The organism is Lysinibacillus sp. (assembly GCF_032093475.1).
GTDB classification, from domain to species: Bacteria; Bacillota; Bacilli; order Bacillales_A; family Planococcaceae; genus Lysinibacillus; species Lysinibacillus irui.
In genome coordinates, this window is sequence record NZ_DAMDAY010000092.1 from 1 (window position 1) to 19,211 (window position 19,211).

The 19,211-nt window shown below is 36.4% G+C and carries 27 protein-coding genes; 12 read left to right on the forward strand and 15 right to left on the reverse strand.

Features of this window, described 5'->3' with window-relative positions:
• On the forward strand, positions 1-447 hold a 447-nt coding region (locus tag RT445_RS17090), incomplete at its 5' end, for a DMT family transporter (protein WP_313471061.1).
• Between the two features lie 323 nt (positions 448-770).
• On the opposite strand, the gene RT445_RS17095 is transcribed toward RT445_RS17090, so the two are convergent.
• From RT445_RS17095 to RT445_RS17105, 3 genes are all read right to left on the reverse strand, one after another.
• Positions 771-1,109: a hypothetical protein gene (locus tag RT445_RS17095; protein ID WP_313471062.1), complete on the reverse strand. Its 339-nt coding sequence runs from the start codon at positions 1,107-1,109 to the stop codon at positions 771-773.
• Positions 1,110-1,628: 519 nt separating this feature from the next.
• Positions 1,629-2,825 carry an MFS transporter gene (locus RT445_RS17100; RefSeq protein WP_313471064.1) on the reverse strand — a complete coding sequence of 399 codons (1,197 nt, stop codon included), beginning with the start codon at positions 2,823-2,825 and terminating at the stop codon, positions 1,629-1,631.
• A 473-nt stretch (positions 2,826-3,298) separates the two neighbouring features.
• Positions 3,299-3,730, reverse strand: coding sequence for a hypothetical protein (locus tag RT445_RS17105; protein ID WP_274797108.1), 432 nt, complete (start codon positions 3,728-3,730; stop codon positions 3,299-3,301).
• Positions 3,731-3,882: 152 nt separating this feature from the next.
• Between RT445_RS17105 and RT445_RS17110 the strand changes: the two genes are divergently transcribed.
• Positions 3,883-4,362 carry a DUF6530 family protein gene (locus tag RT445_RS17110; protein WP_274797107.1) on the forward strand — a complete coding sequence of 160 codons (480 nt, stop codon included), beginning with the start codon at positions 3,883-3,885 and terminating at the stop codon, positions 4,360-4,362.
• A gap of 20 nt (positions 4,363-4,382) precedes the next feature.
• A complete protein-coding gene (locus RT445_RS17115; protein WP_274797106.1) occupies positions 4,383-5,759 on the forward strand; it encodes an MATE family efflux transporter in 1,377 nt (458 codons plus the stop codon).
• A gap of 158 nt (positions 5,760-5,917) precedes the next feature.
• Here the strand turns inward: RT445_RS17115 and RT445_RS17120 are convergent, their stop codons facing one another.
• Entirely contained in the window at positions 5,918-6,397 is a 480-nt protein-coding gene (locus RT445_RS17120) for a hypothetical protein (RefSeq protein WP_274797105.1), read from the reverse strand.
• Between the two features lie 177 nt (positions 6,398-6,574).
• Between RT445_RS17120 and RT445_RS17125 the strand changes: the two genes are divergently transcribed.
• Positions 6,575-7,732 (forward strand): Ger(x)C family spore germination protein, encoded by a 1,158-nt coding sequence (locus RT445_RS17125; protein WP_274797104.1) that lies wholly within the window; start codon positions 6,575-6,577, stop codon positions 7,730-7,732.
• A 200-nt stretch (positions 7,733-7,932) separates the two neighbouring features.
• The gene (locus tag RT445_RS17130) at positions 7,933-8,112 is read left to right on the forward strand and encodes a hypothetical protein (protein ID WP_274797103.1); all 180 of its coding nucleotides are present in this window, start codon (positions 7,933-7,935) and stop codon (positions 8,110-8,112) included.
• A gap of 165 nt (positions 8,113-8,277) precedes the next feature.
• Here the strand turns inward: RT445_RS17130 and RT445_RS17135 are convergent, their stop codons facing one another.
• The gene (locus RT445_RS17135; RefSeq protein ID WP_313471066.1) at positions 8,278-9,315 is read right to left on the reverse strand and encodes a serine hydrolase domain-containing protein; all 1,038 of its coding nucleotides are present in this window, start codon (positions 9,313-9,315) and stop codon (positions 8,278-8,280) included.
• Between the two features lie 168 nt (positions 9,316-9,483).
• Between RT445_RS17135 and RT445_RS17140 the strand changes: the two genes are divergently transcribed.
• Positions 9,484-10,185 (forward strand): DUF421 domain-containing protein, encoded by a 702-nt coding sequence (locus RT445_RS17140; RefSeq protein ID WP_274797101.1) that lies wholly within the window; start codon positions 9,484-9,486, stop codon positions 10,183-10,185.
• On the opposite strand, the gene RT445_RS17145 is transcribed toward RT445_RS17140, so the two are convergent.
• The 3 genes from RT445_RS17145 to RT445_RS17155 all read right to left on the reverse strand — a co-directional run bounded on the left by RT445_RS17145 (position 10,182) and on the right by RT445_RS17155 (position 11,337).
• Complete coding sequence (locus RT445_RS17145; protein WP_274797100.1) at positions 10,182-10,820, reverse strand: DUF2306 domain-containing protein; 639 nt, start codon at positions 10,818-10,820, stop codon at positions 10,182-10,184. The genes RT445_RS17140 and RT445_RS17145 overlap by 4 nt on opposite strands.
• A gap of 108 nt (positions 10,821-10,928) precedes the next feature.
• Positions 10,929-11,093, reverse strand: coding sequence for a hypothetical protein (locus tag RT445_RS17150; RefSeq protein ID WP_274797099.1), 165 nt, complete (start codon positions 11,091-11,093; stop codon positions 10,929-10,931).
• Positions 11,094-11,112: 19 nt separating this feature from the next.
• Positions 11,113-11,337: a hypothetical protein gene (locus tag RT445_RS17155; RefSeq protein ID WP_274797098.1), complete on the reverse strand. Its 225-nt coding sequence runs from the start codon at positions 11,335-11,337 to the stop codon at positions 11,113-11,115.
• A gap of 78 nt (positions 11,338-11,415) precedes the next feature.
• Between RT445_RS17155 and RT445_RS17160 the strand changes: the two genes are divergently transcribed.
• Complete coding sequence (locus RT445_RS17160; RefSeq protein WP_274797097.1) at positions 11,416-11,664, forward strand: hypothetical protein; 249 nt, start codon at positions 11,416-11,418, stop codon at positions 11,662-11,664.
• Positions 11,665-11,681: 17 nt separating this feature from the next.
• Here RT445_RS17160 and RT445_RS17165 read toward each other — a convergent pair whose 3' ends face one another.
• Positions 11,682-12,248, reverse strand: a complete 567-nt coding sequence (locus RT445_RS17165; protein ID WP_274797096.1) for a group-specific protein — start codon at positions 12,246-12,248, stop codon at positions 11,682-11,684.
• Between the two features lie 89 nt (positions 12,249-12,337).
• Between RT445_RS17165 and RT445_RS17170 the strand changes: the two genes are divergently transcribed.
• Positions 12,338-12,499 (forward strand): hypothetical protein, encoded by a 162-nt coding sequence (locus RT445_RS17170; protein ID WP_274797095.1) that lies wholly within the window; start codon positions 12,338-12,340, stop codon positions 12,497-12,499.
• A 9-nt stretch (positions 12,500-12,508) separates the two neighbouring features.
• Here the strand turns inward: RT445_RS17170 and RT445_RS17175 are convergent, their stop codons facing one another.
• Both RT445_RS17175 and RT445_RS17180 read right to left on the reverse strand, forming a co-directional pair.
• On the reverse strand, positions 12,509-13,063 hold the full coding sequence (locus RT445_RS17175) for a hypothetical protein (protein WP_274797094.1): 555 nt from the start codon (positions 13,061-13,063) through the stop codon (positions 12,509-12,511).
• 78 nt (positions 13,064-13,141) lie between these two features.
• Positions 13,142-13,525, reverse strand: coding sequence for a hypothetical protein (locus RT445_RS17180; RefSeq protein WP_274797093.1), 384 nt, complete (start codon positions 13,523-13,525; stop codon positions 13,142-13,144).
• Between the two features lie 106 nt (positions 13,526-13,631).
• On the opposite strand from RT445_RS17180, the gene RT445_RS17185 reads away from it, so the two are divergent.
• The gene (locus RT445_RS17185) at positions 13,632-13,853 is read left to right on the forward strand and encodes a DUF3923 family protein (protein ID WP_274797318.1); all 222 of its coding nucleotides are present in this window, start codon (positions 13,632-13,634) and stop codon (positions 13,851-13,853) included.
• 8 nt (positions 13,854-13,861) lie between these two features.
• On the opposite strand, the gene RT445_RS17190 is transcribed toward RT445_RS17185, so the two are convergent.
• Positions 13,862-14,038, reverse strand: a complete 177-nt coding sequence (locus tag RT445_RS17190) for a hypothetical protein (RefSeq protein ID WP_274797091.1) — start codon at positions 14,036-14,038, stop codon at positions 13,862-13,864.
• A 135-nt stretch (positions 14,039-14,173) separates the two neighbouring features.
• Between RT445_RS17190 and RT445_RS17195 the strand changes: the two genes are divergently transcribed.
• Positions 14,174-14,701, forward strand: a complete 528-nt coding sequence (locus tag RT445_RS17195) for a GNAT family N-acetyltransferase (protein WP_274797089.1) — start codon at positions 14,174-14,176, stop codon at positions 14,699-14,701.
• A 231-nt stretch (positions 14,702-14,932) separates the two neighbouring features.
• Positions 14,933-15,208, forward strand: coding sequence for a hypothetical protein (locus RT445_RS17200; protein WP_274797088.1), 276 nt, complete (start codon positions 14,933-14,935; stop codon positions 15,206-15,208).
• Here the strand turns inward: RT445_RS17200 and RT445_RS17205 are convergent.
• The 3 genes from RT445_RS17205 to RT445_RS17215 all read right to left on the reverse strand — a co-directional run bounded on the left by RT445_RS17205 (position 15,192) and on the right by RT445_RS17215 (position 16,868).
• A complete protein-coding gene (locus RT445_RS17205; protein WP_274797087.1) occupies positions 15,192-15,683 on the reverse strand; it encodes a GyrI-like domain-containing protein in 492 nt (163 codons plus the stop codon). The genes RT445_RS17200 and RT445_RS17205 overlap by 17 nt on opposite strands.
• A 147-nt stretch (positions 15,684-15,830) precedes the next feature.
• The gene (gene deoD, locus RT445_RS17210) at positions 15,831-16,538 is read right to left on the reverse strand and encodes a purine-nucleoside phosphorylase (RefSeq protein WP_274797086.1); all 708 of its coding nucleotides are present in this window, start codon (positions 16,536-16,538) and stop codon (positions 15,831-15,833) included.
• 111 nt (positions 16,539-16,649) lie between these two features.
• Positions 16,650-16,868, reverse strand: a complete 219-nt coding sequence (locus RT445_RS17215) for a YozE family protein (RefSeq protein ID WP_274797084.1) — start codon at positions 16,866-16,868, stop codon at positions 16,650-16,652.
• 248 nt (positions 16,869-17,116) lie between these two features.
• Here RT445_RS17215 and RT445_RS17220 point away from each other — a divergent pair, with 248 nt between their 5' ends.
• A complete protein-coding gene (locus RT445_RS17220) occupies positions 17,117-18,943 on the forward strand; it encodes a methyl-accepting chemotaxis protein (protein ID WP_274797083.1) in 1,827 nt (608 codons plus the stop codon).
• Positions 18,944-19,211 lie beyond the last annotated feature (268 nt).

Consider the following 19,211-nt stretch of genomic DNA (forward strand, 5'->3'; position numbering starts at 1 on the left):
TTGAATACTGGGGACTTATGGATGGTTGCAGCCGTCTGTGTATGGGGACTTTATTCGGTTTGTAGTAAATGGGCTATGAAAACTACTTCTCCGTTAATGGCGACATTATACGCAGGTATATTCGGTGTGCTCATGCTTGTACCGTTTACAAGGATGGATTTTACCATTTCTAATATGGATTCGGCTTTCATTCTTTCACTCCTCTATACAGGCATTATCTCTACTGTTTTGTGTATGGTATTTTGGAATATTGGGGTACAGAATTTAGGGGCAACAGCCTCTGGTATTTTTTTAAACTTTAATCCTATTTTCACGGCCCTGCTTGCCTTTTTGTTTATCGGAGAAAAGCTGTCTTGGTTGCAAGGGGCTGGAGGACTGATCGTTATTATCGGCTGCTATTTATTCACTCATTTTAAAACAAAAATACCACAGGCTTCTCCGGTATAACATAAAGAACTCTTATTCAACTAACTGGTGTTAGTTGAATAAGATATCATCATTATATATCCAACCAACTTTCAAATTCAGTCGCATCTTCTAGGTTAAAATAATTGCAGATTCTAACAAATTCTTCCGTGTCAACCTTGAAAGAGATAGAAATCAACTACGTTCACCAAAACGTTCCTGCTGAATAAAGGTAAGCTTCAATCAATTAAAAATTATTCATTTTAACATAAAAAATCAGCTATTCCTTCTTGAGAATAGCTGATTTTTTAGGGTTGAATGGTTGAATGACTTTAACAAGCACTCCACCGTAACCTATGTAGTTTTTACATATTTTGTGGTGGAATGATACCCATTACAAGTAAGATAAAGAAAACCAATCCAATAAGGAAAAATAGCAGAGACGCCAAAAAGGTCGGACCAAGTCGAACCTGGAACCGTTCTCGCTCATGAATGATACCTGTTTGTGCACTCACTTGGGATGCAAAAAGTCTAGACATAGCTCCACCACTGCTAGAAAAGTAGAATATCCCTAGAGTAAAGGCAACACCAGTGAAAAACATCACTTCAATAAATCGTACCGAGAACATAGTGGCAATCCAATACGTCAACACTATTTCCACAATCCATGCAATGACCATAATAATGACGTGTTTCCTACACATTCTAATGGCTCCCTTCCCCTTTAATTACTACATCTACGTCGTATATATGGGGGAAGTTTCGTTTTTTCTGAATTTATTGTCATTTCTATCGGTCTTTTTTCGATATTTAAATGCCATCCTCTAATTGTATTCGTTTCTGTTGAATGATTTCACCTTCTTGCTGAATTGTAGTTTTCCTTCTTCATCAAAAATAAAAGTACTTGGATAATTCATCACTACAGAGCTTTTTTTGTAGTATCCCCTTTTTGTCTATAAAAATCGGATACTACGGCCTTCGCAAGACTATCATAGGCTGTGGCATTAATTGCGTTGATAGAATACCTCTAAATTAGGTACTCTCCTGTTGACATGGGCCACACCGCAATACCCAAAAATTAACATTTTCCCCATTTTCGATGATTGGTCCAATTGTGTTAAAGCTGTCTCATAATTAATTTATTTCGTACCATCCTCTAGTGATTCATAACCATAATAAAAATTATAAAAATAGCCCCAACCGTGAAAGGAGGGGCCACTAATTTACGTGAACAACTTTTTATTTTTATAAGCTATGAGGCTAACGACAAGTAGCATCATGGAAGACACGACAAAAACCATTCTTATTCCATACCATTCCGATAAGATGCCCAAAATGAAAGAAGAAATGCCAAATACCCCAGTAACAATGACATTTAAAGAGGTATAAACGGTTGGTAATTTTTCCTTGGTGACACTTATTTGAACGATGGTCTGTTGTGGGATGTTTTTTAATTGTCCACAAATGCCAATCATAAACGAGCAAAGTAACGCCAAAAGTGCTGTCGGACTAAAGGCAAAGAACAATGTGAAAATAGCTGATAACAAAGCACCTCCACAAATGAACACTGCTTTTTTACGATCGACAACTGAAGTCCATTTTAGACATATCATACTCCCTATAATCATTCCAATGAAAAAAATGCCATTGAGATAACCCCACCATTGAGAGGAAACCTGCAAAGCCTCCTCAACAAAGACAAGCAAAATAGCTGCGACCCACGCTGCACCTGCAATAGATTCTAGTAAATCCATACGTGCCGCTATTTTTAGCACAGGGCTTTGCAGAATGGTTTGCCAGCCTTCGACTAGTAATTGCCGCTTTTTTGTCTGCTGACTTTGTTTCCAAGGGACATCTGGTAAAAGATTTAAAAGAACTGTTGCCAAGAAAAAAAGAAAGACAACAACCCATAAAAGTTGAGATGGAGTAAAAAGAATAAGCAAGGAACTTCCAACGAACCAAGAACCCACTTGAATGGATTGAATAACCGATTCAGCTATACTATTTGCTCGCAACAAATCCTTTTCCTCCACATAATGAGGTAACAAGGATTGACGAATGGGATTGGCACACCCATCCAGTAAGGCAATTATCGCAATCATGACATAAATATAGACAACGATTGGCTTAGCACCTACCCATTCTACATAGGATGCAAGACCAACGAGGACAGCTGTTTTACAGCCTTGAGAAATAGTTAGCAAACGATTCAAAGGACACTTCGTAGTAAAGATTGGTGTCAGTAGGCTTGAAATCAACATACTGGAAGTAATAATAAATGGCACCAATGCCGTTGAAATAGCGGAATTGGTTAGACGATAAATGATACTAATAACACTTACGATATAGAGGATATCTCCTATATCCGCAAGAGATTGACCTGTCAGTAAAATTGAAAAAGAACGGTTTTTTTTATTCACTTTTTATCCCCCATAAAAAAATTTTAGCTTTTTATGGGGATGTTTAAATTGGACCGTTTTGCATTGGCTAACTCCTTTATATGCCTATTTGAAAAAATAATGGGGGACGTTATTTTTTCATTTATAGGTGACTTGATATCATTTCAAGAAAATTCGAAAGTATTGATCTTATTTTAACATCACTTCCCATTTGATTCCAGAACACAAAAAGACCAGGAGCTCTTCAAATATTTAGAGTCCTGGTCTTTTTGTGAAAAGTGAAACTTACTAGGTTGCTTTAGTTTTTTGTATTCTACTATTACATTAGTCGTACCAGCTTTGCAAAGGTTACAGGTTTCTCGAAAGAATTTTAAAAAATGTTAATCATCCTGTTTACCATTTTCCTGTTAGACGTTGTACCGTTTTAAGGTAGCCCGTTCAAACACTAATTGAAAAATACAAATACAGCAGATCGGGAGGTATAACTAGACTCCTTACCTCTTACGCAAAGCATTGAACAATAGGAAAAGAATAAGAAAAAGGCCGATTACTACTAAAGCTTTAAATAAATTGTGGGCAATGTTGAATTGATGATACGTATACTCTCCGTCTCTAATGGCTTTCAGGTAGGTCCCTTTGTCAACCTGTACCGCAATGGCAATCTCCGTATCTATCCCCTTTATAGAAAAATATTTTGTTCCTTTTGGATAAGCATTTGAAAAATTCCCTCCATATTCCTTCATATCTGAATACTTCGTGACCGCTCCAATTTTATTTTCAATCGTTGTTACTTTTTCATCGGTCACTTCATACATATAACCATCCCAAACAACAAAGGGATAAACCCAGCTTGTTGCAACAGCGTTGGCAGGTATTATTATCATTATTAATAAGCAGAAGGAAACCATACGTAGATAAGGCTTCATGCATATCCCCCTTTCCATCATTTTACTTATTAGACTGACAATTGAAGAAAACGTTACATTTTTTTGATTTGACTTCTATTTCATTGGATGCTAAATTTACTAAAGCAGTAATTTACTAAATTACTAAAACTGCATGACGAGGAGTACGGAAAATGAAAATCCCAACACATTTAAAACATAAACCTGTTATCGTTGCTGAAAACTACGCTAATATTGACGGGCGTACAGCTTATCAAACAGATGCTCAAGGGCTTTCTCTTGGCTTGGCGCAATGGAATGATCGAGGAAAGGTTGATATTTCTGCGAAGGTTTGGCGACATACAGGTGGCAAATGGTCGCGTCAATCAGAGGAGCTTCCATTGCATCGTGTTCTTGACCTGGCTATTTTAGTATGTGAAACACAACTTTATTTTAAGGAGGCGTATCGTCACGAGCATCTATATGATGAGGAAAACCCTATTATTAATCGTGTAGGCTTACAAGGAGACGCTATGACTGTAGAGGTTTGTACAGAAAATGAACAAATTAAAGAGGATATACAGCTTTTTCAACAGGCATTAAATAATGATGGTGAGCTGATTGGTGAGCGCCTTCGCACACTATCTCGAATCTTAAAAGAAATGGGTTATTAAAACTCAAGAGGAACTTTAAAATGAATGAACAAATGTTACAGGAAGATACAAAACTGAGAAAAGCTTTTTTTAATTTTTTAATTCCCGTTATGTTAGCGAATGTGCTACAGTCGGTTGGTCAAGTTTTTGCCATGTTTTTAGTTGGTCGCAATTTAGGAGTCGATGCGCTCGCTGCCATTTCTGCATTTTTCCCATTCTTCTTCTTTTTAATGGCTTTTGCGATAGGTATTGGGTCAGGTAGCTCAATTTTAGTTGGGCAAACATTTGGCGCTGGCCAACATGAGAAAATGAAGGAAGTCGTTGGGGTAACCTTAGCCTTTACAACCATTTTATCCATTGTCGTGGCAATCTTTGGTGGCTTCTTTATTGAATGGATATTACGCTTTATGCAAACACCAGCTAATATTTTAGACATGAGTATAAGCTATGCACAAATTTTATTCTTCACCTTACCAATTATGTTTTGGTATATGGTGTATACAACCTTTATGCGTGGCGTCGGTGATTCGAAAACACCATTTTTATTTTTAGTCATCAGTGTCGTGTTAAATATCGCCTTCCTTCCACCGCTACTTTTCGGATGGTTTGGCTTGCCAGCATTCGGCTTAAATGGCGCTGCCTATGCTTCTGTGTTATCCAACCTTGTAACGATGATCTTGTTACTGGCTTATTTGCATAAGACAAAGCATTTACTGCGTTTAGACAAATCGATCTTACAGCATTTTAAATTAAAGAAAGATATTTTAGCTTCCCTATTAAAGCTCGCGATTCCATCAAGCATTAGTATGGTTGCCATCTCTGTTGCGGAAATTGCTGTTATTGGGTTTGTCAACGTCTATGGTTCTGATGCCACTGCCGCTTATGGCGTGGTCAATCAGGTAGCTAGCTATGCACAAGTACCTGCAATGAGTATTGCCATTGCTACTTCTGTCTTCGTGGCACAGGCATTAGGTGCGAATTCTACCGAAATGATCAAAAAAATTCGTCAAATGGGTGTGCGTATTAATTATCTTCTAGGTGGCGCCATCATTATTTTGATGTATCTCTTTGCAGAGCCGATTTTGGCTTTCTTTATTGATTCACATGATACGGTGCTCATCGCCAAGGATTATTTATATATCGCCTTTTGGAGCTACTTAATTTTCGGACATACACAAACTGTTTCTGCTACGATGCGTGCTACTGGTGTGGTGTTATGGCCAACTATCTTTTTAGTTATTACGATTTGGGTAGTTCAAGTGCCTTTAGCATTCCTACTATCCCACCATACGTCACTGGCATTAAATGGTGTTTGGTTAGCCTATCCAATTACCTTCTGCGTACATTTCATCATGCAATATGCGTACTTCAAGTTAGGCTGGCAAAAACGAACATTAAAAGCTATGCTAAGCGAATAACATCTTTTTAAACCAACAAAATGACCAGGTACTCAACAATTGAGCCCTGGTCATTTTGTGAAAAGTGAATGTTACTATATTGCTTTAGTTTTTTGTATTCTACTAATAGAGTAGTCGCTTGATGTTTCAAAAGGTTACAAAAAACTAAAAAAATTTTTCTAGTTTTTTTCTTCTAGTACTACTAACCACAATAAGGCGATAAAAACAGAAAAACTGACTAGCATGAAGAAGGTGTTAAGATTAAAATATTGATTGTTAACATGAATCGTTAGCCCCGACGTGATATCCAATAAATATTGTTGATCTGCATACCCGTATTGCTTTATCAACGCCTTCTCTATTACCCCTCGATAATTAGCAAGCTCCATTCTTTGATACATAATGCCAGCAATAATATGAAGAGATGTGAAAAGGAGCCCAATGATAACCACCTGTTTTGTTAGCTTATAATAGCGAAAAATCCTTTGCCATAACAAAACCATAATGATAAATAATGGAACGACGATCATAAGGAGCAGCAAGGCAGGATTCCCATTGCCAGAGGAACTGCCTGGTGTTGCCGTCATTAAATGAATGCCCATGAATAGTACCAATACTATTAACTGAACAGCGAGTAAAACTAGTTTTGTAGCCTTCAATACATCTCCCCCTGTACCAAACATACCTAAATGAATTTTGAAGAAAAAGTTATCCAGTGACCCCCTTCATTTTTTTGCCATCTTCTACAAACACAATACTATAAAAAAGCCGTCTTTTGTCTAAGCTAACAATATCAATATAAAATACAATGTCAAAGCTATTCGAGTGGAGAAACGATGAAAATATATATCAAATTGTTAACGATTATTGGATTGACGACCTTACTCGCTGGGTGCTTGGATATGACCGAACCACAAAGAATGTACTATATCAATGCAGTAGGCGTAGATTTTGAAGATAATGAGTACGTAGTGTATTTACAAATCATTAATTTTGCTGACGTTGCAAAATCTATTCAAACCAGTACAGATGTAGCGCCTGCTGAAGTGGGGCGTGCCACAGGAAAAACAATAGAAGAAGCTATTTATAAATTGTATCGTTCGTTGGATCAGGAGGTTTTTTGGGGTCATATGCGCTATTTAGTTTTTTCAGAGCGGGTTATGGAAAATGAACATATTATTCCTGTTATTGATACATTTATCCGTTTTCGGGATACAAGATACCAAATTTGGGTGTACTGTACAAAAAATCCTGTTAATGAAGTGCTGCTTGTCACACCCATCCTAAGAAATTCGCTATCCTCATCTAAATTAAGTAACCCCATCAATCCAACTGAACAGGAAACCTTTATTGAGCCGAAAGATTTAAGAGATATTATCATCGGGTTAAATGAACCAAGTCATGAAGTAACCATCCCCTATGTGTCCATTAAAGAAGATTGGCAAACAGCTGAAGAACAGTTAGAGGAAACTTATTTTTCAGGGGTAGGAATTCTCTCGAAAGACGGCTTTAAAGGCTTTTTGCAGGACAATGCGGCAAGAGGCAATCAATGGATGCATAATAGAACAAAAAGAGGTGAAATCACTGTTCAAATAAACGCAAATAGTGACGAAGCATTAACAGCTAGTATAGAAAAGATTCATATCGATGTGAAACCACTTGTCAAAAAAGAGATTGTGACATTTGAGGTTGAACTAAAAATCAATGCAACAATCAATGGATTTAGAGGAAAAATATCCGAACAAGAACTGAAACATCAAATTTCGACAGAGATCAAAAAAGAAATCCTACAAACTTTTCATGAGGGCTTAACATTGGATGTTGATATCTTTCGTTTGTCTGAGTTTCTGTATCGAGACAATGTAAAGACATGGAAAAGGCTTGAGAAGGATGGGAAAATTCCATTAGATGAGCATTCTATTAGTAAAATTAATGTGGAAGTAGCAAAAATCAATCCGGGTCGAAAAACATTTAGTGAGACTATACAAGAATAAAGGACAAGGCCATGCGACCCTGTCCTTTTTGTGTGTGAGTTTATATGTGCATGCAGACAGGATCTAGTTCTAAACTTGCACCTTTTCCCACATAACCATATACTAAATACGAATATTTTTAGTATAAAATATGCCTTTTTTGTAGGAAATTCACTATTATTCCTAGGCAGTAATCACTTTTAAAATCGGAGGTAACTGTCATGTATAAAACAATTACTTTTGCAGTTGATACGAAATATAACAATCCAATACAAGAAACTTTTACGTTTGAGCAATTAGGGATTGATGAACAATTATCGGACATTGAAATGAAAAACAAATTGATTTTATATTTAAGAATTGGGTCAGTGATCGACTCAATATTTCCCATAGTATTGTGATAGAAACCGAGACTGAATGACTATCCTCTAACTAGGCGTCTTCCAAATTCATAACTTCTGCATGCAAGCTATTGGCAAACTCATGGATTTGTTCCATTGTGACGATAAGGAGAAATTAAGGAAGAGCTTGTGTATAACATTGTGTACTCACAAGCTCTCTTTCCTTTACAAGATTTTGCTCGCAAACAATTCCGCTTCTATTCCTTTCATGATGTCAAAAGCTCCATTTGATTGATTTGAGCAAATAACTACCTTGATTGAGCTGTCTGGATAAAATGCTGAGTGAAAGCAAACTCCCGGATCGTACCCCATAACATGATATTTTATAATAGCACGTTCACTATTACGCTTAATCCATACACCATACCCATAACAATCGCTTTCATTAATTTCAATATGAGGCGAAAGTAAAAGCTTTGTTAAATCTTCACTTAAAAGTTCAAAGTTCATGAGCGCATGCCAAAATGTCGCCATGTCTGTTGCTGTTACAAATGCTCCCCCATCAGAACCTCCCTTTACCGGTAATGAGTAAATATTTGTTTTCCACGAACCGTCTGGATTGTCTAAGTATCCTAATGCCGTATTAGCTGGAAGAGAATCTAATGAGAAATAGCCAGATTCCGTCATATTTAATTGATTAAATATATTTTGTTGAATGTAATCAGAGAAAACCATTCCTGATCTACGCTCAACAATTAATCCTAATAAAATATATCCAGCATTGTTGTAATGAAATCTTTCACCTACTTCATTTTTCATAGGCTTATTCTGAAATAAAGGTAGGAAATCACTCAATTCTCGAAGTTGATACATTGGATTTTCAACCCATAATGCTTCAAAATCCTCCATTTCTTCCTCATCAAAATAATCCGGTATCCCCGAAGTATGGGTTAGTAGATTATGAATGGTAACTTTTGCATCAAAATTTTTAACATCATGATGTAGACATTCACTTAATCTCGTGTCAAAAGAAAGCATTCCTTTTTCAATAAGCTGACAAATAGCGATTGCCGTAAAAATTTTACAACCAGAGGCAATCCCAAAACGAGTGTTTGCGTGATTTTTGATTTGTTCTGAGCGATTAGCATAGCCAAAACTTTGATTGAGGAAAGCAACCTTCTCTTGATTTTCCACTAGTACCGTACCCGAGAATTCATTCTTCTGGTGAATTTCCATAACGATGTTTTGTAATTTTGTCTGCATAAATTTCCTCCTTATTCCTTAAATTTCAAAAAGCAACTCCTATAAAAACAATAGCCATTTACTTGCATTTTCACAAGTTTATTTAGTTTCCTACAGCTTAATTTATCGTGCAGATTCGCATAATCATGTAAGGTAAGGGAACAATAAGAAAAAAGAGGATGTGTCATCGTGGATTTCCTACATAGTCAAGAATCACTTACTGCCATTCAATGGATACTTCGTGCCATTGTCGCCTTTTTCTTTTTACTCTTTGCTACAAAAGTTATGGGGCAGCGTTCTATTTCCCAGCTAAGATTTTTGGACTTTGCTATGGCCATTACGCTTGGGAATATTATTGCCCATCCCTTATCTGATGAAAGATTAGGAATGAAGGGTTCCATGATCACCATGGCAGTTTTAGTTTTTTTATACCTCATAGGTGTTTATTTGAGCCTAAAATGGATATCGTTTCGACATTTTATTGACTCTCCTCCCATTGCACTAATTAAAAATGGAGAAATTATTAATAACAACTTACGGAAGGCTAGGATTTCTGTTGATTTTCTTTTATCTGAATTAAGAAAGGAAAAAATCGAAGAGATTCAAAATGTAGCGCTGGCATTATGGGAACCAGATGGATCGATTTCTTGCTTTTTAAACACACAATATCAAGCACCCACGCGAGCTGATTTGAAATTACAACCTGAACCCTTTTTTCTACCAAAAATCCTTATTAAAGAAGGAAAGATTGATTACCATGAATTAGATCAAACAACAATTACAGAAGATTGGTTAACAGATCAATTAACGTCAACTTATCAAGTTGATTTAAAGGATGTCCTATTAGCTACAATTGATCAACATAATAAATTACATGTATTTCTTTATTAATATACGTTGTGTAAAGCTTTACACTTTCTATTCCGCTGGATGAACCATTCCATTACGACTAAATTAGGCACCCAACATAGCCAGGCAATGATAGCATAGCTAGTTTCAAAATGATCAAAGCCAAATACTACCGTGAATAAAGGGAGCCATATTCGTAATGTCACCGCTGCAAAAGTTAAGGCATAATTTCTTAGCATCCATTTTTGATGTTCCTGAATGTTTCTTTGTTTAATTTTTGTCAGTGCAAGACATACCGTGATTAACCAAGATATTGATAATGTAGCAAAGCCTAGCCGCGCTAACCATCCCCCTGTGGCGTAATAGGCTAGATAAAGGCCAGCAACCCCACCAAATAAAATACTGACGATATAAATCGTCCCCCATCTTCTATGACGCTGCACATTTTTCTCTCTTATCTTTGAAGATAGTGTAAATGGGCCGATTACTAAGGCGAATACACTAAAAAGAATATGTATATATAGCATGATATACCACATTGAATTCAGAGAAGCATTGAACATACGCTTTAATTGAACAAAGCCTGCTTGTTGTGCATCGAATAGAAAATATTGAATGATTGAATAGCCCGCTATAAAAAATGCCAGAATGCTGATCATCCACATGTTCTTTTTCATATTTGTAGCTCCTTTCATTCCTAGCGTATCATTGAAATGAATGACTTCTTTACATAAACAAACAAGTGGTTGTACAAAGTAAACAAGTGGGCAATTTTCACATGTGAGCTATTCACAACAATTCATTAGACAGGTAAAACGTTCGACACCTGGATATTTTTCTCCTAAGCTGGTAATTTGAAAGCCTATATTTTTATAAAAATTCACAGCATCTTGATCTGTTTCAGCACAAATTGAAGAAAATGAATAGCGATCTCTAATATACTGGACCATTTCACGGCCAATTCCTTTGTCACGATAAGCTGGGGATACGGCAATATGGTTTCAGTTCACATTGTTTTTGGTCTATTTTTGCTATTCCTATACATCCAACAATATTTTCTTCAATGAAATAGCCATATAGCATTCTTTCGGGACATTCGATATAAAGACGATATTCGCTATCCACTTTTTTTGTGGCATAGAATAATAATGTTTTTACTTCTGGTTGAATGGTCTTTGATTGAATAACTTTCATAGAATTTCTCCTTTCTTGTGATTGTCAAATACTTGACCTATACTATAGATGTTAAAGGAAAATTTAGGAGGAAATAGTATGCTCGTAAAAGGATATCAATTTAAGCTACCGCTATTTTACTGGTTACTTTTAATACCAACCTTTTTACTGACAAGTTACAAAGCATTATTTTTTGATTGGCATATACAAAATTTTTCATTTAATGAATTAGAGGATTTCGGTCGATATGTACTGGTACTAGTAACAAGCTTAATTGAGGCATTTATTTACGTACTTATTATCCGACTGATTGTGTATTTGCTTCAAAAAGTATTTAACAAGACATAAAAGCCTATACGACTCTCCTAGTTTATCATCTGATTCCATGTTATGATTTCCACATCATCCACTCGCACTTTGCCTAAGCTTAAAATATGTGGAATATATGCAAACAGCCCAAAGTTCTTGCCTTTTTCTTTCTCCGTTATAAAATAGTCAATGGTTGCAGTTGGCAGTTGTGTCAGCTCTTTATATTCATCCATCATCAATATTTTTATATCCTCTGCCGCTATTTCTCCCGCTGGCCCTTGATAGTTGTCTTTTGAATATAGGTATATGACATTTTGATTAGGCGCTAGTTTTTGTATTGGAATTCGATAAAACGTTAAGTTTTCTTTGATGTCAATTTCTAGCTTAGTTAACAAGCTATAGATGTGAAAAGGGTGGATTGGTAAGAAATGTACAACATCGTTCCACAAGCAGTTTAAGTGAGGGATTTTCCTCGTTAACAGTTTCATTCGCTCGGGATGATCAGAATACTTTTTTGTGTATCGCTCATATAAATGCGGGGATATTTCCCTAAGCTGATGTAATGGCATCAGCTCTTGACCGACCATTTCTCGCGGAACCATATGATATAAATATCTCTGCATAAAAAACACCTCCGACCTTATAATTCTTCATATATTTGGAAAATCCTCTATATGATACAATAAAATGTAAAAAAGAAAGGAGTGTCATCATGGGTTTATTATTTGTCATTCTTATCATTGCTGGAATTATTGCGATCTATGATTCCATTAGACAAGTTAATAAAAATATTTTGGCGCAAACTGAAGAAATAAAACGGTTACGGGAGGAGATACAGGAAAGCAAAAAAATTAAGACCACTTCTGCAAAGTGATCTTGCGTACTAATTACTTTTTGGATCATTAATTGAATTAGCTAGATCAAGAAGCACATCTACTGATACCTGATCTGCGACATCACTGTCAATACTGAAGACATACTGCCAATGATCTCTTTCAAACACCAACAAATGAAAACCAATTCGCGGATTTTCAATATAGGCTGCCTCCCTACCATTCTTTAAAAGAAAGACATCGGTCACATACTTTTCAAAAGGCATTTTATCCTGAACAGGTCGAATATCAATTTTAAAATGATTTTGTGGCAATTGATCATTCATCATTACTATTTCCAGATTAGTATGGCCATTCATTTGATTAAATCGTCCAAAGCGGTGTGTAAAACTAATTGGTGGAACCTTTAAAGGTAGCTTCAGCTCTGTTTTATTATACTGTTCGAACTCTTTTAAAGCAGCCTCTACCGTTTTATAGCCGATTGTAGGAAGAAACTCTTCAAGAGGTTGTGGAGAATCACTTTCATTGGCATAAACGTAGTCCGTTGTGGCAATATACAGACATCCAACAGATAGCAGTAGTCCTATAAGCATACGCCTGTTCATTTAAACGCTCCTCTATCTTTTTTAGTATATGTTGTCCTGTTGAAAAGGAATTATGCCATTTTCTTGACACCTCATACGCTATTGTTTTATTCGTGCAGGAACTTGAATAAGCACATATTGCTTCGTCCACATTTCTGTCGTGATAATCGTCCGTTCTTCATTTTTTTCGAAAAATAACCCGCTCCCTTCCTTCTCAAGAAATACCCAACCCTCATTCTCCATCAGTTGTTGAATATCCGCATCAACCTTTTGTATGCCCATAGTGGAAATCGCTGTGATGTACCAAGTAGCATTATGATCTTTAGAAAGTTCTACTAAATCATTCGATGACGTATTTATTTTTCGAATAGCTTCCTTCTGTGTAATAGAGTCTATGGGCAGTGACGGATAATAGATCTTATTACTAAAGATAATGATTGCACCAACTGAAAGTAGCGCAACCAGTATACCCAACTTTTTCATCTTGTCACCTTCCCAAAAAGTTATTCTAAACTAATTAAAATTCCATTTTATATGATATAATTGTAATTAATGTAAATTCTAGCGAAAGAAGCTGATTCAATTGAAGATGAAAATATGGTGGTTACTAAATATCGTTTGGCTCATTATTTTTGCTGCTGGCGCAGTTTTTATTGGCGTGAGGAAAGTCGATGGAGCAGGAGCCGTTCAAACGCCTGAAATCAAAATGCTGTCATTCGGTATTTTAGCCGTAGTATTCCTGTTTGTTATACTTTTCCAACTCATGCAACTGGCCATTATTCATTTTATGGATAAAAAAAGAATCCAATAAGCTCTTATCTACATAAGCCCTTTGTGAGACCTATCGTTCAAACGGGGCTTTTTTCTTTTCTTCCATAAAACAAAACCAACGACCATAGTAAAGAATAAAAGGAATCCTAAAAGTATGACTGTCAATGGATCGATAATAAAAAAATAGCTATCTGTTAGTTGATAGTTTGCACTGCCTAATTGCATTTAGAACCCTCCTCCAGTATCATCCTACATCAATCTCAACAATCGTAGTCATTTTTCATATTTTACCCTATTAAGTAAATAAACTGTATACTATGTTATAATCTGGTTTAATAAGATTTACTATGGGGTGATAAAATGATCATTCGAAAGGCTACCTTGAAGGATGCAACGGGCATTGGGAAAGTCCATGTGGATAGTTGGCGGACTACCTATAAACATATCGTGCCAGATGACTATTTAAATAATTTATCCTATGAACAAAGAACAGAATTATGGGCACAACAGCTTGCAGATAGTAATAAGTATATAGTTGTCGCAGAAAATGACTTGGGTGACATCATTGGCTTTGCATCTGCGAGTAAAAGAGACACCAATCCCCTTCCAAATTCAAATTATGTAGAAACGCTCTATCTATTAGAAGAGTACCAAGGAAAAGGAATTGGAAAGCAATTATTGAAAGATTTATTCGTCTATTTCCGTCTGAAAAATGATCAAACTATATTTGTAGAAGTACTCGCTGAAAATAATACTAAATATTTCTACGAACATTTTGGTGCAACGCTCAATACATCCCTGCAGGTTACTATTGGTGGGAAAGTTTTAGAAGAATTAGTTTATGAGTGGAATGATATAAATAAGGTTGTCGCATTACTTTCTGATTAATTAGATGAAGACTACCCTTATGGAGTAGTCTTTTTCTCAACTATTTAGATACTGATTCAGACCACTTTTTAGTTAAAATTTGTTTGTTGGTTGTTGTTGAGGATTATAAACAACAATAGAAAATAATACCACAATAACCATTGTCCCTTTTTACATCGTTATGTTTACATGGGAATATGTTACACTGAAAACACGACTATCTTTTATTTTTAAAGAATAGGAGGGTTTAAGTTGGCAATTGGAATGGTTATTGTGACTTTATTGTTGGTAATGTCTATTGTATTTATGATTGGGCTTGGTAAATCTAAAAAAACGAAATGTATCATTTGGGGAATAACAATTATGATTGTCATAGCTCCTTTACTGTCATGGCTTATTGCTATACCCTATGGAATATCGGAAGGAGATGGGTTTGCGGCAGTAGGACTACTGATAATTTTGTTTCCCATACTATTTTTAAGCGGACTGGTTACACTTCTAATAGGAATATTCAAAAAAAATCTATAATCTTGCGTGTTTGACAAAACACGCTTCTTCTTTGATGAATCGGTAAATAAATTTGCACCTCCTCTTCCCCATCCTCCATTGGGTGATACGTCTCCACAATATATGAATCTAGATTTCTTGTATAATTTTTTTCATTAGCCCACTGTAATAAATCTAAATGGAGCGTACCGATTTTCGATACTTTCCCTCTTGTTGTAACATATTGATGAGTTGTTTCCATAAACGCCATCCCTTGGGGCACATCACTAGATGCCTGATCCACCATTAATCCTACATAATACTCCCCTACGCGATGGTTCTTATCTCTTTTAGGCTCAAACAAAGCCATTTCAATTCCTGTATGATTTTTTATTTCTTGAGATCGATTTAATAATTGTTTTGCAAGAGCAGGAACTTCCTTATCAAAATTTTCAAATGCTCCTTTCCCAGTTAACCCAACTACTTGAAACGTTCTAGAAAGAATTTGGTATGCCACTTGTATACACCCCTAACGATTTTTATAATTACCTATTCTCTTGGAATTATGAAAAGTCCTTTTAATTTCTCCAGAAAAAAAGCAACCGACCTAGCCTTTCCATAAAAATGGTCGGCTGTTGGTCGGTTGCTTTGATGAATTATTAGATTAGTCTTGAATTGCTGCGTCTAACGCTACAACAATCATGTCATTGAATGTTGTTTGACGTTCTTCTGCTGTTGTTACTTCGCCAGTTAAAATGTGGTCACTTACTGTTAGTACAGAAAGTGCTTTACGGCCGAATTTTGCAGCTAATGTGTAAAGAGCTGCTGATTCCATTTCTACAGCAAGTACACCGTATTGTGCTAATTTTTCATTTTGGTGCTCATCTGAGTAGAACATATCAGCTGTGAAGATATTCCCTACTTGTAAGTTAAGACCAGCATCTTTTCCTGCATTGTATGCTTTTAATAATAAATCAAAGTCTGCGATTGGTGCGAAATCAATAGCGCCGCCCCAAATGATTTGGTTCATACGTGTATCCGATGTTGCTGCTTGCGCTAAAATAACGTCACGTACTTTTACATCTTTTTGAATTGCACCACAAGTACCTACACGGATTAATTTTTGAACATCATATTCTTGCATTAATTCTGTTACATAGATGGAAATAGATGGCACACCCATACCTGTCCCTTGTACAGAAATACGTTTACCTTTATACGTACCTGTATAACCAAACATATTTCGTACTTCATTGTAGCAAGTTACATCTTCTAAAAATGTTTCCGCGATGTATTTTGCACGTAATGGATCTCCTGGAAGTAAAATTGTGTCAGCAATTTCACCTTTTTTTGCATTAATATGAACACTCATACTGCAATCCCTCTTTTCTGTCAGTTATCACTATAAATAATACTGTGTTTCTGTCATTTACGCAATGCTAGACGTCTAGCAACTAAAAAATTATTTATAGTATTCATACAATTAGGCATGCTCTTCATAGAGTGCCCATAAAGTATCAAATGTTTCAATTGTTAAGTTTTCCGTAGCATAGGACTCAATATAGTCGGACAGCTCATGAAAGTCTGTGCTTTGTTTTGGAAAATTATGCTCATGGAACATTTCCTCTGCAAAGCGTACTTTAGGGTCAGTCCAATCACCACCACGATATGTGAGGACATACAAATAGAAACTTTTTTTCATCAAACATTTCCCCTTTTATACATTAGCTTTTGCTAGTGTATCAAAAAAATAAGGATTCGTCATAACTTCTACTACTAAGATATTTTACCTATCCAGCATTTTAGCACTATATTCTTGGACTATCCTGACTTTTGTCATAGTCTCTTTTTATCTGAAAAATTTTAATTTTTAGAAATAACAATAGAAATATCTAGTAAAATAAGATAAAATTGAAATCGACTATTGAAAAAAATAGGAAGGTGATGGCGATGAAAAAGACTAAAAAAGCGCGAAATACAGTGAAAAAACGCCCGTCTCTCTTTAAAAGAAAGAAAGCTTCAACACAAGAGACACTTGGGAACGATCTCCCTCCTATTAAAGAGAAACGACAACGTTTTTATCATTTAATTCGGGGCAAAGTGCTTATTATGTTTGCACTACTTATTGTGATTAACGGTGTTATGGGTATATTGTCGTATGTCAATATACAGAATTTGCAGCAGCAAATGGAGGATTTCACTAAGAAAAATGTCCAGGAACAACTAACCGTTAATCAACTTGCCTATGAAATTGCTAGACTGACAAATTTAGAACAATCCTATTTAATTACAGGTAATGGCATTTATTCTACTTCTTATCATTTAAAAATTGATACCATTAATAAAAAGCTAGCTGCATTAAAAGAACAATTTAAAGATCGGCAATTAGAGCTTGGTCATATGCAGGCCATCGAACAATATTATAAAAATTATCTTGATTACTCAGAAAAAGTGATGACGATGCGCGACGAGCTAGGTCTTGAGCAGGCTCGTAAGCTGATGATGGGTGCTGCTGGGGAAACGATGAAAACACATATTGATAATAATATTGAATCCATTAATGTGGTCATGGATGATGCCAATAAAACCAAATTGGACAAGCTTAATCAACAGGTCAATATTTCGATTACTACATTCTTTATCGTATCTATCATAGGCTTTTTAGCTATTATCATTTTTGGCTTCATGCTCTTTAAATCTTTAAAACGCAATACCCAGGCAATTAACGATTCTATCCTTGATATAGCACAAGCAGGAGGCGATTTGACGAGACGTGTAAAAGTTCGTAATCATGATGAATTCTCGATTATTGCCGCTTCGACGAACACATTAATCGAATCGATTTCCAATTTAATACGTCGTGTGAGTGAATTAGCTGATCATGTATCAAGTAGTAGCCAGGAGCTAATGTCGCTAGCAGATGAAAATGCCCGTACGATTCAGGATATTGCGGATGCAACAGCTGATATTGCGAGTGATAGTGATAATACCATTTCCAGTATGCATAGTGCCCAGCAAAAAATGAGTGATCTGGAGCATTCTATGCATCAGCTTACAGAACAAGCTAGTGCCGTCCATCGCGCCTCTGTTGCCATGCAGCAAGCAGCCGATGAAGGGAGCCGTTCAGTGGAACAATCCTCGCTCGTTATGCAGTCCATTGAAGAAACAATGGCTTCCACAACATCAACTGTGGAGGCATTAGGTCGTAAATCTGCCGACATTACTTCCATCATTGGGACCATCACGGCCATTTCCGAGCAAACCAATCTTCTCGCTTTAAATGCGGCCATAGAAGCAGCACGAGCTGGCGAGCATGGTCGAGGCTTCGCAGTGGTGGCTGATGAGGTTCGCAAATTAGCTGAACAATCACAAAGTGCAGCGAAAGAAGTAACTGCCATTGTCACTTCTATTCAAAATGAAGTCACGTCAATCATCGCCCAAAATCATGAAGGCGTCACTACTGTCATCCGAGGCGTGGAAGTAACCAATGAAACGAACCAATCATTAGCCAATATTTTAATGCATACAGAAGAAACAACATCCATTATCGCAGCCATGGTAGATAAAATTGCGACGACACTAGACTTTAGCAATGCCGTGGCAAATGACTTTGTTCACGTCAATGCCTATGCAGAACAATCCGCAGCCAACACCGTAACATCTGCTGCAGCAGCAACACAAGGCTCTGCATCCATGCAGGAAATCAACGCAGCAGCCACTGAACTGGCCCAACAAGCAGACAACCTCCGAAATTTAGTGAGTGAGTTTAAAGTTTAAATATACTTTAGCTTTCCAGGGAATCCTTTCGTTTTGGGATTCCCTCTTATTTTTGAGTTTTCTAGTAGTACTCGCTGATTGCTTTGTGTGGCTATTCTTCACTTTGTGCTTTCTATCCACTATTTTCCTGGTTTTATCCTTCGATTAGAGGATTCTATCCTCCGCTTTATGCTGCTATCCTTCACTTTGGGCGTTCTATCCACCATTTTCTTGGTTTTATCCTTCGATTAGAGGATTCTATCCTCCGCTTTATGCGGCTATCCTTCAC

What these genes read in the sequence shown, in the direction of transcription:
- RT445_RS17095 (WP_313471062.1), bottom strand. Translation starts at nt 1,109, where the DNA reads ATGTGTAGGAAACACGTCATTATTATGGTCATTGCATGGATTGTGGAA.
- RT445_RS17105 (WP_274797108.1), bottom strand. Translation starts at nt 3,730, where the DNA reads ATGAAGCCTTATCTACGTATGGTTTCCTTCTGCTTATTAATAATGATA.
- RT445_RS17110 (WP_274797107.1), top strand. Translation starts at nt 3,883, where the DNA reads ATGAAAATCCCAACACATTTAAAACATAAACCTGTTATCGTTGCTGAA.
- RT445_RS17115 (WP_274797106.1), top strand. Translation starts at nt 4,383, where the DNA reads ATGAATGAACAAATGTTACAGGAAGATACAAAACTGAGAAAAGCTTTT.
- RT445_RS17125 (WP_274797104.1), top strand. Translation starts at nt 6,575, where the DNA reads ATGAAAATATATATCAAATTGTTAACGATTATTGGATTGACGACCTTA.
- RT445_RS17130 (WP_274797103.1), top strand. Translation starts at nt 7,933, where the DNA reads ATGTATAAAACAATTACTTTTGCAGTTGATACGAAATATAACAATCCA.
- RT445_RS17135 (WP_313471066.1), bottom strand. Translation starts at nt 9,315, where the DNA reads ATGCAGACAAAATTACAAAACATCGTTATGGAAATTCACCAGAAGAAT.
- RT445_RS17145 (WP_274797100.1), bottom strand. Translation starts at nt 10,820, where the DNA reads ATGAAAAAGAACATGTGGATGATCAGCATTCTGGCATTTTTTATAGCG.
- RT445_RS17150 (WP_274797099.1), bottom strand. Translation starts at nt 11,093, where the DNA reads ATGGTCCAGTATATTAGAGATCGCTATTCATTTTCTTCAATTTGTGCT.
- RT445_RS17155 (WP_274797098.1), bottom strand. Translation starts at nt 11,337, where the DNA reads ATGAAAGTTATTCAATCAAAGACCATTCAACCAGAAGTAAAAACATTA.
- RT445_RS17160 (WP_274797097.1), top strand. Translation starts at nt 11,416, where the DNA reads ATGCTCGTAAAAGGATATCAATTTAAGCTACCGCTATTTTACTGGTTA.
- RT445_RS17165 (WP_274797096.1), bottom strand. Translation starts at nt 12,248, where the DNA reads ATGCAGAGATATTTATATCATATGGTTCCGCGAGAAATGGTCGGTCAA.
- RT445_RS17170 (WP_274797095.1), top strand. Translation starts at nt 12,338, where the DNA reads ATGGGTTTATTATTTGTCATTCTTATCATTGCTGGAATTATTGCGATC.
- RT445_RS17175 (WP_274797094.1), bottom strand. Translation starts at nt 13,063, where the DNA reads ATGAACAGGCGTATGCTTATAGGACTACTGCTATCTGTTGGATGTCTG.
- RT445_RS17180 (WP_274797093.1), bottom strand. Translation starts at nt 13,525, where the DNA reads ATGAAAAAGTTGGGTATACTGGTTGCGCTACTTTCAGTTGGTGCAATC.
- RT445_RS17185 (WP_274797318.1), top strand. Translation starts at nt 13,632, where the DNA reads ATGAAAATATGGTGGTTACTAAATATCGTTTGGCTCATTATTTTTGCT.
- RT445_RS17190 (WP_274797091.1), bottom strand. Translation starts at nt 14,038, where the DNA reads ATGCAATTAGGCAGTGCAAACTATCAACTAACAGATAGCTATTTTTTT.
- RT445_RS17195 (WP_274797089.1), top strand. Translation starts at nt 14,174, where the DNA reads ATGATCATTCGAAAGGCTACCTTGAAGGATGCAACGGGCATTGGGAAA.
- deoD (WP_274797086.1), bottom strand. Translation starts at nt 16,538, where the DNA reads ATGAGTGTTCATATTAATGCAAAAAAAGGTGAAATTGCTGACACAATT.
- RT445_RS17215 (WP_274797084.1), bottom strand. Translation starts at nt 16,868, where the DNA reads ATGAAAAAAAGTTTCTATTTGTATGTCCTCACATATCGTGGTGGTGAT.
- RT445_RS17220 (WP_274797083.1), top strand. Translation starts at nt 17,117, where the DNA reads ATGAAAAAGACTAAAAAAGCGCGAAATACAGTGAAAAAACGCCCGTCT.